The sequence below is a fragment of the Mesorhizobium sp. M0751 genome (assembly GCF_040320265.1).
In the GTDB taxonomy this organism is placed as follows: domain Bacteria; phylum Pseudomonadota; class Alphaproteobacteria; order Rhizobiales; family Rhizobiaceae; genus Mesorhizobium.
The window spans coordinates 45,364-57,704 of record NZ_JAMYPH010000021.1; the positions used below are offsets into that span (position 1 = coordinate 45,364).

The 12,341-nt window shown below is 64.3% G+C and carries 13 protein-coding genes; 4 read left to right on the plus strand and 9 right to left on the minus strand.

All coding sequences use genetic code 11. The features are described 5' to 3' along the window. Positions 1–13: 13 nt before the first annotated feature. Entirely contained in the window at positions 14–1,846 is a 1,833-nt protein-coding gene (locus NKI19_RS26410; protein WP_352491677.1) for a DEAD/DEAH box helicase, read from the minus strand. Positions 1,847–2,047: 201 nt separating this feature from the next. Here NKI19_RS26410 and NKI19_RS26415 point away from each other — a divergent pair, with 201 nt between their 5' ends. Together NKI19_RS26415 and NKI19_RS26420 are read left to right on the plus strand one after the other, a co-directional pair. Further along, positions 2,048–2,197, plus strand: a complete 150-nt coding sequence (locus tag NKI19_RS26415; protein WP_352491676.1) for a hypothetical protein — start codon at positions 2,048–2,050, stop codon at positions 2,195–2,197. A 107-nt stretch (positions 2,198–2,304) separates the two neighbouring features. Next, a complete protein-coding gene (locus NKI19_RS26420) occupies positions 2,305–3,339 on the plus strand; it encodes an aspartate-semialdehyde dehydrogenase (RefSeq protein WP_352566670.1) in 1,035 nt (344 codons plus the stop codon). Positions 3,340–3,624: 285 nt separating this feature from the next. Here NKI19_RS26420 and NKI19_RS26425 read toward each other — a convergent pair whose 3' ends face one another. After that, complete coding sequence (locus NKI19_RS26425; RefSeq protein WP_352566668.1) at positions 3,625–4,032, minus strand: ACT domain-containing protein; 408 nt, start codon at positions 4,030–4,032, stop codon at positions 3,625–3,627. A 261-nt stretch (positions 4,033–4,293) separates the two neighbouring features. Here NKI19_RS26425 and NKI19_RS26430 point away from each other — a divergent pair, with 261 nt between their 5' ends. Together NKI19_RS26430 and NKI19_RS26435 are read left to right on the plus strand one after the other, a co-directional pair. Then, positions 4,294–4,704, plus strand: a complete 411-nt coding sequence (locus tag NKI19_RS26430; protein WP_352491673.1) for a DoxX family protein — start codon at positions 4,294–4,296, stop codon at positions 4,702–4,704. Positions 4,705–4,895: 191 nt separating this feature from the next. Further along, on the plus strand, positions 4,896–5,159 hold the full coding sequence (locus tag NKI19_RS26435; protein WP_023680734.1) for a YMGG-like glycine zipper-containing protein: 264 nt from the start codon (positions 4,896–4,898) through the stop codon (positions 5,157–5,159). Between the two features lie 70 nt (positions 5,160–5,229). Here NKI19_RS26435 and rpsP read toward each other — a convergent pair whose 3' ends face one another. From rpsP to NKI19_RS26470, 7 genes are all read right to left on the minus strand, one after another. Then, positions 5,230–5,631: a 30S ribosomal protein S16 gene (gene rpsP, locus NKI19_RS26440; RefSeq protein ID WP_352491672.1), complete on the minus strand. Its 402-nt coding sequence runs from the start codon at positions 5,629–5,631 to the stop codon at positions 5,230–5,232. A 50-nt stretch (positions 5,632–5,681) separates the two neighbouring features. Next, the gene (locus NKI19_RS26445; protein WP_352491671.1) at positions 5,682–6,008 is read right to left on the minus strand and encodes a chorismate mutase; all 327 of its coding nucleotides are present in this window, start codon (positions 6,006–6,008) and stop codon (positions 5,682–5,684) included. 7 nt (positions 6,009–6,015) lie between these two features. Beyond that, positions 6,016–7,629, minus strand: a complete 1,614-nt coding sequence (gene ffh, locus NKI19_RS26450) for a signal recognition particle protein (RefSeq protein ID WP_352566666.1) — start codon at positions 7,627–7,629, stop codon at positions 6,016–6,018. Positions 7,630–8,038: 409 nt separating this feature from the next. Then, positions 8,039–9,007: a CPBP family intramembrane glutamic endopeptidase gene (locus tag NKI19_RS26455; protein WP_352491669.1), complete on the minus strand. Its 969-nt coding sequence runs from the start codon at positions 9,005–9,007 to the stop codon at positions 8,039–8,041. Between the two features lie 148 nt (positions 9,008–9,155). Continuing rightward, on the minus strand, positions 9,156–9,758 hold the full coding sequence (locus NKI19_RS26460) for a DUF1236 domain-containing protein (protein ID WP_292664090.1): 603 nt from the start codon (positions 9,756–9,758) through the stop codon (positions 9,156–9,158). Between the two features lie 63 nt (positions 9,759–9,821). Then, entirely contained in the window at positions 9,822–10,916 is a 1,095-nt protein-coding gene (locus tag NKI19_RS26465; protein ID WP_352491668.1) for a zinc-binding metallopeptidase family protein, read from the minus strand. A gap of 90 nt (positions 10,917–11,006) precedes the next feature. Continuing rightward, positions 11,007–12,254 carry a flavin monoamine oxidase family protein gene (locus tag NKI19_RS26470; RefSeq protein ID WP_352566664.1) on the minus strand — a complete coding sequence of 416 codons (1,248 nt, stop codon included), beginning with the start codon at positions 12,252–12,254 and terminating at the stop codon, positions 11,007–11,009. Positions 12,255–12,341: the final 87 nt, after the last annotated feature.

Sequence of the window (12,341 nt, forward strand, 5' to 3'; positions counted from 1 at the left end):
GAGTGCCGGCTATTTACCCCGGCCGTTTCTTCGATTTCTTGTGTTTCGCCGGTCCGCCTTCGAACTTCGCCTTGGCCGGTTTCCCGGCCCAGGGCTTTGCCTCGAATGCCGGGCGCTGGTCGACCGGTGCGCGCTTCTCGAATTTGGGCGCGTTCTGATCGAAGGTGCGCTTGCCGCGGTGCGGCTTCTTGTCGGGCCGTGGTTCCTGATGGCCGGCCCGCGACAAATCCGGCGTGCCGTCCAGCCGCTTGACCGCAATGTTGCCCTGCAGCTTGCGGTCGGGACCGATCGCAGCGAGGAAGCGCTCGGCCCAGTCCGCCGCGATCTGCACGAAGGTTTCCTCCGGCTGCATCTTGATGGCGCCGATCTCGCGCTTGGAAATGCCGCCTGTCCGGCACAGCATCGGGATCAGCCAGCGCGGCTCGGCATTCTGCCGGCGTCCGACCGACAGCGAGAACCAGACGCTGTCGCCGAAATCGTCGCGGCGGCTCGGCGCCTCGTCCCGGCGCGCAAATTTTTCGCCCGACGGCCTGAACGGCGCCACGTCCGGAAGATCCTCCGGCGCCGAGCGGCTGGAGCGGCACATCCGCACGAAGGCGGCGGCAACCTGTTCGGGTCCGTGCTGATCGAGAAGCGCCTGGACGAAGCCGCGCTCCTCATCCTTCACAGGCTCGCTGAAGACCGGATCAGCGAGAATGCGCTCGTCATCGCGCCGGATCACGTCGTCGGCCGAGGGCGGGCTCGCCCAGGTCGCCGCAAGGCCGGCACTCTGCAGCAGCCGCTCGGTGCGCTTGCGGGCATTGTTCAGCACGATCAGAGCGCTGACGCCCTTGCGTCCCGCCCGTCCCGTTCGCCCGCTTCGGTGCAGGAGCGTCTCCGGGTTGGTCGGCAGGTCGGCATGGATGACCAGCTCGAGATTGGGCAGGTCGATGCCGCGCGCCGCGACGTCGGTGGCGATGCAGACTTTGGCGCGGCCGTCGCGCATCGCCTGCAGCGCGTGGCTGCGCTCGTTCTGGCTAAGCTCGCCGGACAGCGCCACGACGGAAAAGTTGCGGTTGTTGAAGCGCGCCGTCAAATGGTTGACGGCGGCGCGGGTGTTGCAGAACACCAGCGCATTCTTGGCCTCGTAAAAGCGCAGCACGTTGATGATGGCGTTTTCGCGGTCCGCCTGGGCGACGCTCAGCGCCCGGTATTCGATGTCGAGATGCTGCTTTTCCTCACCGGAGGCCGAGATGCGCACCGCATCGCGCTGATAGCCCTTGGCCAGCGTGGCGATGGAGCGCGGCACAGTGGCGGAAAACATCAGCGTGCGGCGCTCGGCCGGGGCAGCATCGAGGATGAATTCCAGATCCTCGCGAAAGCCGAGATCGAGCATCTCGTCGGCCTCGTCGAGCACCACTGCCTTGAGCGCCGACATGTCGAGCGAATTGCGGGTGATGTGGTCGCGCAGGCGGCCGGGCGTGCCGACGACGATATGGGCGCCACGCTCCAGCGCGCGCCGTTCGGTGCGCATGTCCATGCCGCCGACGCAGGACGCCACCGTGGCGCCGGTCAGTTCGTAGAGCCATTCCAGCTCGCGCGTTACCTGCAGGGCCAGCTCCCGCGTCGGCGCCACGGCCAGCGCCAAAGGTGCCGCGGCATGGGAAAAGCGCTCCGCGCCATCGAGAAGGGTCGGCGCCAAGGCCAGGCCGAAGGCGACAGTCTTGCCGGAGCCGGTCTGGGCCGAAACCAGCGCATCGGCCTGGCCAAGCTCGAGAACGGCCTTCTGCACCGGCGTCAGCTCGACATAGCCGCGTTTTTCCAGCGCCTTTGCCAGCGCGGGAACAATAGCTTCGAAATTGGACATCTTGCTCTTTCGAAATTCGGATTCTGAATACCCGGCGACGGGTCAAATGTCGGCAAGCGCCACGGACGGGCGCCACGAGCCAGACGATGCTCGTTCGTACTTCGTGCCGCTGTCATTGTACAGGGCGGGCGGGTCGGCCTGGTTGCGATTGACTCTGGACGCAAACCGCGTAAAAGCCGGCACCGAACGGGATAGTTTTCGATGCGCGGCCTTCTGATGGCGCTCCTTGCATTCGACATCCCCGGCCCCGATGCGAACCATTGGGCCGGGCGCGTCGCTGCGTCTCCTCGTTCCAGCAAAATCACGTTGTTGCTCAAAAAAACCGGCAAAACGACCACCAAAACGGTCTGATTCCCTTGGCCTAACCACCCTCTCCCGGGTCCGGCCCGGGGGTTGAAACCCGCATCGGCCGGCGGGTTTTCTCCAGAAACCGAGTGGAGAGGGACAGGAGATTTCTGATGAGTTTCAAGGTTGCGATCGTCGGCGCCACGGGCAATGTGGGCCGGGAAATGCTCAACATACTGGAGGAGCGCGGCTTTCCGGTGAGCGAGGTGGTGGCGCTGGCCTCGCGGCGCAGCCAGGGCACGGAAGTGTCGTTCGGCGACCGCACGCTGAAGGTCAGGGCGCTCGACCAATATGATTTTTCTGACACCGACATCTGCATCATGTCGGCCGGCGGCAACGTCTCCAAGGAATGGTCGCCGAAGATCGGCAAGCAGGGCTGCGTCGTTATCGATAATTCGTCGGCCTTCCGTCACGATCAGGACGTGCCGCTGATCGTTCCGGAAGTGAACCCGGATGCGATCTCGCTGTTCACGCGCAAGAACATCATTGCCAACCCGAACTGCTCGACGGCGCAACTGGTCGTGGCGCTGAAGCCGCTGCATGACGCCGCCACCATCAAGCGCGTCGTCGTCGCCACCTACCAGTCGGTCTCCGGCGCCGGCAAGGAAGGCATGGACGAATTGTTCACGCAGACGCGCGCGGTGTTCGTCGCCGACCAGGTCGACGTCAAGAAGTTCACCAAGCGTATCGCCTTCAACGTCATCCCGCATATCGACGTCTTCCTCGACGACGGCTTCACCAAGGAAGAGTGGAAGATGGTGGCCGAGACCAAGAAAATGCTCGACCCCAAGATCAAGCTGACGGCGACCTGCGTGCGCGTGCCGGTGTTCATCGGCCATTCGGAAGCGGTCAACATCGAGTTCGAAAAGCCGATCACCGCCGATGAGGCGCGTGAGATCCTGCGCGAGGCGCCGGGCTGCCAGGTCATCGACAAGCGCGAGGACGGCGGCTACATCACGCCGCTGGAATCGGCCGGCGAGGACGCCACCTTCATCTCGCGCATCCGCGAGGACTCGACCATCGACAACGGCCTGTCGATGTGGATCGTCTCCGACAATCTGCGCAAGGGCGCGGCACTCAATGCGGTGCAGATCGCCGAGCTGCTGGTCGAGCGCGGGCTGATCCAGCCGAAGAAGAAGGCAGCATAACTTTTCGCTCACGGCCGTATCGCCGCTACGCGGCTGGCCTCCGCCGGGGCGCCGGATAACCGGCGGCCCGCAGTCGCGGGCTCGGCCTTCGGCCGTTGTTTCGCTCACGGGCCGCATCGCAGCTTCGCGGCTGGCCCTCCGCGGGGGCGCCGGATAACCGGCGGCCCGCAGTCGCGGGCTCGGCCTTCGGCCGTTAGCGCCCTTCTTCCCGTTCACGGGGAGAAGGTGCCGGCAGGCGGATGAGGGGCAGCACAGGCGTCTCAAATAGGCAGCAAGGCGCCGGTGTCACAGCCGGTTCTCCTCCGCCAGGTCCAACAACAACTCCAGCGCCTTCTCCGCCCGGTCGGCGGGCACGAACAGATGATCGTGGTAGAAGGCCGAGACCGGATTGACCCCGATGCCGGCGGCGGCCAGCCGAGCGGTGATGGCGGCGAGGAAGCCGACCGCTTCCAGCGACGAATGGATGTTCAGCGTCAGCATCCGGCAGCGGAACACGGGTTTCAGGCCAGCGGCCTTGGCCTGGTCTTCAAGCACGATCAGCGTCATGCCCTCGCGCTCGCGAAATAGCATCACCGGGTGGAGCCTGTCGGGAACGGGCGCATCGGGTGGCAACGTGGTGAAGACATGAACGCCGGCAAGCAATTCCGGCGTCATTGCCGCCAGCAACTTTTTCAGGTCGGTCTCTCCGGCCATCGGTTGCTTTCGTCGTGCGATCAGGCGGCTGCTGCCGTCGAGCGTCGGAAGACACCCCTACGGATTTTCAATAACGCCCTCCACCTCACCACGCAAGGTGGACCTGGCCAGGTTGGTTGCCGGCTGAACTTGCACATCCAAGGTCGCCGTCCCCCGGAGCTGAAAAAGAGCTGGAGGCGTGTCGGATTGCCGTCATGGGCCGCGTCCTTGGTTTCGAGCTGGCGAAAGAGCCAGTGCTCACAACGACCGGAGGGAACATCAATGACCATGTCTCAGGCAGCACCCGTCTCACGGCGTGCCCTATGGGCCGGCCGCGCGCTCAGCGCCGTCATCGTGCTGTTCATGATCTTCGACGGCGTCATCAAGCTGCCGCCACTCGAAATCGTCACCCAGACCATGGTGCAACTCGGCTGGCCGGCCGATGCCAATGTCTCGCGCATGCTCGGCATCATTGGATTGGTTTCGACCGTGCTTTACGCGCTGCCACGCACCTCGGTGCTCGGTGCCATCCTGCTTACCGCCTATCTCGGCGGCGCCGTCGCCACGCATGTGCGTATCGGTAGCCCTTTGTTCTCGCATATACTGTTCGGCGTCTATCTCGGGGCCATCCTCTGGGGTGGCCTGTATCTGCGCGATCCAAGGGTGCGTGCGCTGATCCCGTTCAGCCAATAGTGGCGACTTCGAAAGCCGTTCGATGGTGACCACGCCGCCGGAGAGGGTGTGGTCCGCCGCCGCTTTTCTACTCTTTGGATCAAATTGAGCGCCGCCGGGCGGCAGCCGATCTTCTTCTTTGGATCAAATCGCCTGGTTGCGAGTTAGGGGGTGCAGCGGCGAGGACGGCACCCTGTTGGAGAGGAACGACAATGAAAAAGGTGATGATCTTGATGGCCCTGCTGGTGCCGCTCGGTGCCTGTTCCCGTACTGAGCAAGGCGCGGCCGTTGGTGGCCTGGGCGGTGCGGCGGTCGGCGCTGCGGTGGCCGGCAACCCGACCAAGGGCGCGGTGATCGGCGGTGCGGCCGGCGCCTTGGCCGGTGCGCTGATCGGCCGTGCCAGCGAAAGCGGCCAGTGCCGTTATCGCGATCGTAACGGTCGTGTGTACGTTGCGAGCTGCCCAGAGGGCTATTGATCGGCCGCACCATGCAGATGAACGGCAAAACGGCGGGCAAAGCCCGCCGTTTCGTGGTTGTGGAGAAGATTTATTCGGCGCTGGCGGCTTCCGCCCCGGCCGGCGCGGCTGCAGCGGCGGCAACGGCCGCGGCGGCATCCTCCTGCGCCTTCTTCAGCAAGGCTGCGCGCTCCTGCGCCTTCTTGCCGGGCTCGGCCTTCTTCGGGTTGGAGCGGGCTTCGCGCTTGGCGATGCCGGCTTCATCGAGGAAGCGCAGCACGCGGTCGGTCGGCTGGGCGCCGTGCGCCAGCCAATGCTTGACGCGCTCGGCGTCGACCTTGACGCGTTCGCCGTCCTTGGGCAGCAGCGGATTCCACGAGCCGAGCGACTCGATGAAACGGCCGTCGCGCGGCGAACGCGCGTCGGCGACGACGACATGGTAATAGGGACGCTTCTTCGAGCCCGCACGGGCCAATCGGATTTTCAGTGGCATTTCTTTTCTCCTAAAAGCTCTGATTTGGTTGATCGGTTGGTGGCTGGTCTTCAGCCGGTTTTCGTCACGCCGTTGGATGCGGCGATCTGCTCGTGATGGCGGATCACTTCGCGGACGACGAAGTTCAGGAATTTCTCCGCGAAATCCGGGTCGAGATGGGCGTCCTTCGCCAGTTGGCGAAGGCGGGCGATCTGCTGCTGCTCGCGCGCCGGGTCGGCAGGCGGCAGGCCGTGTTCCGCCTTCAGCACGCCGACTGCCTTGGTGCAGCGGAAGCGCTCGGCCAGCATGTGGATCAGCGCCGCGTCGATGTTGTCGATCGAGGCGCGATAATTGGCCAGCGCCGCACGCGCGTCCGCCATGTCCTTCTCTTCGTTCATGGCGCCCTCACTTCTTCTTGCCGAGGCCAGGCAGCCCGCCACCGCCCGGCAGGCCGGGAAGTTTCATACCGCCGGGCAGCCCAGGCAGGCCACCGCCGCCGGGAAGACCACCGGGCAAGCCCTTCATGCCGCCGAGCCCGGCCGCCTGGGCCTGCTTCTGCAAGGCTTCGAGCTGCTTGGGGTCCATCTTGGAGAGATCCGGCATGCCGCCGCCCATCATGCCGCCTCCGGGACCGCCTGGGCCGCCAGGCATCATGCCGCCGAGCCCCATCTTGGAAGCGAGCCCGCCCATCATGCCGCGCATCAGGCCGCCGCCTTTGCCCTTGCCGCCCATCGCCTTCATCATGTCGGCCATGCCGCGATGCATCTTCAACAGTTTGTTGATTTCGGCAGCGTCGGTGCCCGAGCCGGCGGCGATGCGCTTCTTGCGCGAGTGCTTCAGAATATCGGGGTTGGCGCGCTCGGCCTTGGTCATCGACGAGATGATGGCGAGCTGGCGGCCGAACATCTTGTCGTCGAGACCGGCGGCGGCCATCTGGTCCTTCATCTTGCCCATGCCGGGCATCATGCCCATGATGCCGCCCATGCCGCCCATTTTCGACATTTGCTGAAGCTGGCCGGCGAGGTCGTTCAGGTCGAACTTGCCCGACTGCATCTTCCTGGCCATTGCCGCCGCCTGCTCGGCGTCGATGTTCTCGGCCGCCTTTTCGACGAGGCTGACGATGTCGCCCATGCCGAGGATGCGGTCGGCGATACGCTTGGGGTGGAATTCCTCCAGCGCGTCCATTTTTTCGCCGGTGCCGATCAGCTTGATCGGCTTGCCGGTGACGGCACGCATCGAGAGCGCTGCACCACCGCGACCGTCGCCGTCCATGCGGGTCAGCACGAGGCCGGTGATGCCGACGCGCTCGTCGAAGCTCTTTGCCAGATTGACGGCGTCCTGGCCGGTCAGCGAATCGGCGACCAGCAGGATCTCGTGCGGCGACGACATCTTCTTGATGTCGGCCATCTCGACCATCAACGGCTCGTCGATATGGGTGCGGCCGGCGGTGTCGAGGATGACGACGTCATGGCCGCCGAGCTTGGCTGCCTGCACGGCGCGGCGGGCGATATCGACCGGCGTCTGGCCGCCGACGATCGGCAATGTGGCGACCTTGACCTGCTCGCCGAGCTGGCGGAGCTGCTCTTGCGCGGCGGGACGCCGCGTGTCGAGCGAGGCCATCAAAACCTTCTTGTTTTGACGGTCGGTGAGGCGCCTGGCGATCTTGGCCGAGGTCGTCGTCTTGCCGGAACCCTGCAGGCCGACCAGCATGATGACGACCGGAGCCGGTGCGTTGAGGTCGATGGCGACGCCCTCGGCGCCGAGCATTTCGACCAGCTCGTCATGGACGATCTTGACGACCATCTGGCCGGGCTTGATCGACTTGACCACGGCGGCGCCGACGGCCTTCTCGCGCACCTTGTCGGTAAAGGAACGCACCACTTCCAGCGCCACGTCGGCCTCGAGCAACGCACGGCGCACCTCGCGCAGCGCCGCCGAGACATCAGCCTCCGACAAGGCGCCGCGGCCGGTGAGGCCGTTCAGGATGGAGCCAAGGCGCTCTTGTAGGGACTCAAACATTGGTCAACCCGCCGCGCGACAGCGCCTTGGATTCATTTTGATCCCTGTCGGGCCGATGGCCCTCAACGCCTCTTGTGCGTTCCTGTCGCGATTCAAACATTCTTTTTCCTTTTCCCTGGCACCCGGATGATGCCCGAGAGGTAATGCGTTCGCGCCAACTGTCCAAGCAAAAGCCGGTCCGGGCAAAGCCCAAAGCCAAAAAGCACCCGGGGGCGCACAGCGCTGCCGGGTGTTGGCCTCCGGGATCGATTTACAGCACTTCACCTCAAAGAGGTTTCGGCGTCCCGGTCGGTTTGCTCGGAGGAATACTCGTCGCGGAATTCGCGGCGTGTAGACAGGAAATCGGCCGCGGAGTCAAGCTTTGGTCAGCTTTGCGCCAAATATCCTCAGGACGGCCAAGCAAGGCGCATCAGCGCACGCTGCCGGCGCGCACCATATCCGGCTCGACCTTCAGCGGCGAGCGCGGATGCAAAAGCAGCAGAACGGTCAACAGGCTGCTGACGATCCCTATCGCAGCGATGAGGGCGGCATCTAAAGTCGTCCAGCCGGCGGCTTCGAGCGGCTTGGCGTTGAACAGGGCGAAGGAATTATAGCTTTGCTGATGCGAAATCAGCAGGAAGCCGGTCAGATTGTTGCCGAGATGGGCGCCGAAGCCGGCACCGAGATTGCCGGTTGCATAGACCAGAAGCGTCAGCAACAGCGCAAAGGCGGCGATCGAGGCCAGCACGCAGGCATTGATGGCAGCGCTCGAACCTGGGCTCCAGTGCAGCGAGGTGAACAGCAATCCCGGCAGCAGCGCCCAGATGAAAGGGTTCTGGAACCGCCTCGCCAGACCCCTAAGCAGATAACCGCGAAACAGCATCTCCTCCGACGAGGTCTGCAGAAAGGTCAGGGCGGCGATCGGGATCAGGAACAAAAGCCACGAGGACAGGCCGATCGCGCCGCGCGTGATGTCGGGCTGCAAACCATAAAGCAGGATCTCGGAAAGCAGCGAGGTGATCAGCACCGCGGCCAGCCCTTTCAGGAACCCCGACCACGAAATGCGCCGGCTGACGCCGATCAGGGCGGTCAGCTTCTCGCGATGGATCCAGCGCATGGCAGCCCAAAGGCCGAGCCAGATTCCGGCAAATGAAGCCAGCGCCGCCAGGATGCCCGCTGGAGAGGCCATGAAATCCTGCACCGCTCCTCCACCTGGCGGGGCGGTGCCAGACGACGCCTGCCAAACGGCAAAGGCATAGGCGCCGCCGAACAGCACGGCGGCAGTCGTTCCGAGCCAGAACAGGATAACGACCGCCGTTCCAAGCAGAAGCCGCGGCAAAGTGCTCTTGTTGTTGGCGGTGTGCCGGTACAGTTGGAAGGCGGTTGGGTCGATCGTCACGCGGGCTCGCTGGCTGGTGCTTCGGCTCGCAAGATCTAGAACATCGGCCCCGATGTGGAAACCGGTATTGCAGGGGCAACACCGGTCTGTGGCAATGTCGGGAGTGCGAGCGGCCGCCATTACAGGGCGACCGCCCTGTTTTGCAACGTCAGCGCACGACGTACACGATACGCCGGCTGCCCGGATCGACCAGTGCCGGCTGGCCGTTCACATAGACGTAGCGGTAATCATAGTCTGGAATCTCACGCAGCTCGACGGTGTCAGGCAACGTAGCGCCCGTCACCACCTCGCCCTCGAGATAGACCGGATCGAGCCGATGCGTACGGACATAGGTACGGATCTCGGCCGGCGGTCTCCGGATAGGCTCGATCGCCTCGCCGGCGACGATCGCTCCGGTATAGCTGTCGGAATATTCGACGCTATCGGCGGGCGGCGTCACGACGGCAATGTCGGCGCTGGCCGGACGCTGTGTCAGGACCACCCGGCTGCCGCCGAAATCGGCCGTCACATAGTCGGAATAGACCCAGCCCTGGCCGTTGGCCTCGGCGATGGTGCACCATTTGCTGTTGGCGATGCAGCCGTCGAGCGTCGCCGACTGGCCGGCCGCGAGCACGCCGATCACCGGATATTGCGGGCCGGGGCCGGCGCGTACATTGAGATCAGTGATGGCCGAGACGGCGGTGTCGGCCAAAGCAGAACCCGACATCGCTATGAGCGCTCCGGCCACCGCCGGAAACAATATGCGTTTCATGGTCTTCTCTCCGTTTCACAGTCCCTTGGGACGGAAAACGAAGCAAAGCCGCATGCGTTCCGGCTAAAAGGCTTCCGCCGGCTCACGATTTGTTCCAGTCGTTTTCGGCAGGTCGGTCAAAAGCTCGTGAACAAAAGCAAGTTTTTGCGCCGCCACGTCCGAGATGACGAAGGGATAGAGATCGGGCAGGCCCATGCAGCGGTTGATCGAGTTGGACGCCTCCGACAGCACCAGCCAGCGGTCGAGGATTCTTTCGAAAGGCTCCGGCCTGGCGGCGGGTTCCGATGGTGCCGGCTGCAGCTCGCCGCCGGTATCGGCGCGCGGCAGCTCGTTGGCTTCGACGGTCTCCAGCCGACCGAGCGGGAAATTCAGAGCATGCACCATCTCCAGCGTGTCGGTGATGTGCATGTGATGCGCCCATGTCTCGGCCCAGTCCTCCCATGGGTGCGACGTCGCATAGGCCGAAATATGGCGCTGCTGCCAGTCGGGCGGCGCGCCATCGGCATAATAGGTCTTCAGCGCCTGTTCGTAGTCGGCGCGCTCGTCGCCGAACAAAGCGCGAAAACCGGCAAGCTTCTGCGGATCGTCGCGAATCAGGCGGTCCCAATAGTAATGGCCGAGCTCATGGCGGAAATGGCCGAGCAGCGTGCGGTAGTTCTCGCCCATCTCGACGCGTCGCCGCTCGCGCTCTGCCGAATCCGCCTCGGCGACGTTGAGCGTGATCCGGCCGTTGTCGTGGCCGGTCAGGATACGCTCGCCGCCCGGACCGCCGCCGATCGGATCGGCAAGAAAATCGAAAGCGAGGCCGGTCTCGTCGCCAACGTCCTTCTTGGGTGCGACCGGCAGGCCGAAGGCGAGCAGCGAATACACGGCACGCTTCTTTGCCGCCTCGACACGGATCCAGCGGCGGCGGTTGCCGTCGACCGACAGATCCGGGATCAGCTGGTTCAGCGCACAGGCGCGGCAGAAGGCGTGGCCGGGCTCCGCCATCCAGTTGCAGGCGCATTCGTCGGCATTGGTGCAATGGAATACGTCGGCGCCGGACAGCGCGAAGCGCGCATGCTCGGGATCGTAGAGCACGAGGCTGGCGCAGTTCAGGCATTGCGCGTTCTCGAAATAGAGACGGTGGCCGCAATGCGGGCAGTCGAAAAGCTTCATTGGCGTCTCGAATCATTCGAAATGCGGAGGACGATACAAGCAGGAGAAGGCCAAACGCCTGTCAGCTGCCCACGTTCCTGCCGGCAGATGCTATTTTGCCGCAAGCTGGGCGACGACCTCCTTGGCCACTGCCTCGCCCGACAATCTGGCGCCGCCGCAGGTCTGCATCAGCGGACCGGCCAAATGCTCGCCGGCGAAGAAGATCTTTTCCGCCACCGGCTGCATCAGCGTGGCTCGCGCTTGCCAGCGGCCGGGCCGCGCCGCCGCATAGGCGCCGCGCACGAACCGTTCAGCGCCCCAATTGGTCATCATTGCGCGTCCGACATGCTTTCGTATGTCGCCGCCAAAGATGCCGCAGAGCCGGTCGACGACGAAGTCGATGCCGGCCGCCTCGCCCGCCGCCGACATCTCCCAAGCGAAATCGCCGCCGACGAAACCCACCATCAAATCGAGATCGAAGGGAAAGCAGAGGAAGTAGATGTCGTGCCGGGCCAACCGCTCGATCAGCAAATCGTCGAACGGCTCCAGGCCGAGCCTGGTACCGGATATTTCGACCGGCAGCTTGGTCAGCATGCCCATCGGCAGGTCGAAGAGGGCGGCGAAATGCGCATCGGGGAGTGCAGGCGAGAACGCAATCTCCTCGAAAGCGAGCACTGCCGGCGAGGCAGTGACGATGACCGCCTTGGCGCGGATGGTACCGCGATCGGTGACGCAGGCTACGCCCGGCCCATCCCAGACGATCTTGCGCACCGGCGTCGACAGTTCCACCGGCACATCGGCACCGAAGCGGGCAACCAGCGTACCGAAGCCTTCCCTGGTGAAATAGTTCGGATCGAGGTCGGCGGCGGCCTGAAAGTCGCGGATCGATATCTCGTCCTCGTAGGCGCCGAAATCCATCGGCCCGGCGAAGGTTGCGGCGGCGCGCGGCGCGTGTCCCTTGGCGAGCAATGCCGACAGGCGGTCGTCGTCGCTTTCCCTCACCTGATGTGCCGCCACCAGCTCGAACAGCCTTGCGTCGGCCACCTTCATCGCGGCCTCTTCGGCTTCGCTTGCCTTTCGCTCGCGGTAATAGAGATGATCGACATTCATGTCGTGGTGATGAAGCGTCCAGGCGGCGGCCTTCGCCTCGGGAAAGTAGGGATTGCGGTCCGCGGCATGCAGCCAGGCGCAGCCGATGTCGAACGGCACGCCGAAATGCTGGTCGCTGGTCCAGGCGCGGCCGCCAATGCGGTTCATCGCTTCCAACAATTTGAAGGAAAAACCGGCGGCGCGCAGGGTCTTGGCAGCCGAAAGCCCGGCTGAACCGGCGCCGATGATCACGACATCAACGTCTTCCATGCTTATTCTGTCCCCGCCACAATAATTACTTGATCGTAGGCAAATTCCCGGGCGTCCGCCAGTGTGGTGGATTTGAGGTTCCTGCTG

Coding starts and splice junctions, on each gene's coding strand:
- NKI19_RS26420 (WP_352566670.1), top strand. CDS start 2,305: ATGAGTTTCAAGGTTGCGATCGTCGGCGCCACGGGCAATGTGGGCCGG.
- NKI19_RS26410 (WP_352491677.1), bottom strand. CDS start 1,846: ATGTCCAATTTCGAAGCTATTGTTCCCGCGCTGGCAAAGGCGCTGGAA.
- ffh (WP_352566666.1), bottom strand. CDS start 7,629: ATGTTTGAGTCCCTACAAGAGCGCCTTGGCTCCATCCTGAACGGCCTC.
- NKI19_RS26430 (WP_352491673.1), top strand. CDS start 4,294: ATGACCATGTCTCAGGCAGCACCCGTCTCACGGCGTGCCCTATGGGCC.
- NKI19_RS26470 (WP_352566664.1), bottom strand. CDS start 12,254: ATGGAAGACGTTGATGTCGTGATCATCGGCGCCGGTTCAGCCGGGCTT.
- NKI19_RS26425 (WP_352566668.1), bottom strand. CDS start 4,032: ATGGCCGGAGAGACCGACCTGAAAAAGTTGCTGGCGGCAATGACGCCG.
- NKI19_RS26460 (WP_292664090.1), bottom strand. CDS start 9,758: ATGAAACGCATATTGTTTCCGGCGGTGGCCGGAGCGCTCATAGCGATG.
- NKI19_RS26415 (WP_352491676.1), top strand. CDS start 2,048: ATGCGCGGCCTTCTGATGGCGCTCCTTGCATTCGACATCCCCGGCCCC.
- NKI19_RS26435 (WP_023680734.1), top strand. CDS start 4,896: ATGAAAAAGGTGATGATCTTGATGGCCCTGCTGGTGCCGCTCGGTGCC.
- NKI19_RS26465 (WP_352491668.1), bottom strand. CDS start 10,916: ATGAAGCTTTTCGACTGCCCGCATTGCGGCCACCGTCTCTATTTCGAG.
- NKI19_RS26445 (WP_352491671.1), bottom strand. CDS start 6,008: ATGAACGAAGAGAAGGACATGGCGGACGCGCGTGCGGCGCTGGCCAAT.
- rpsP (WP_352491672.1), bottom strand. CDS start 5,631: ATGCCACTGAAAATCCGATTGGCCCGTGCGGGCTCGAAGAAGCGTCCC.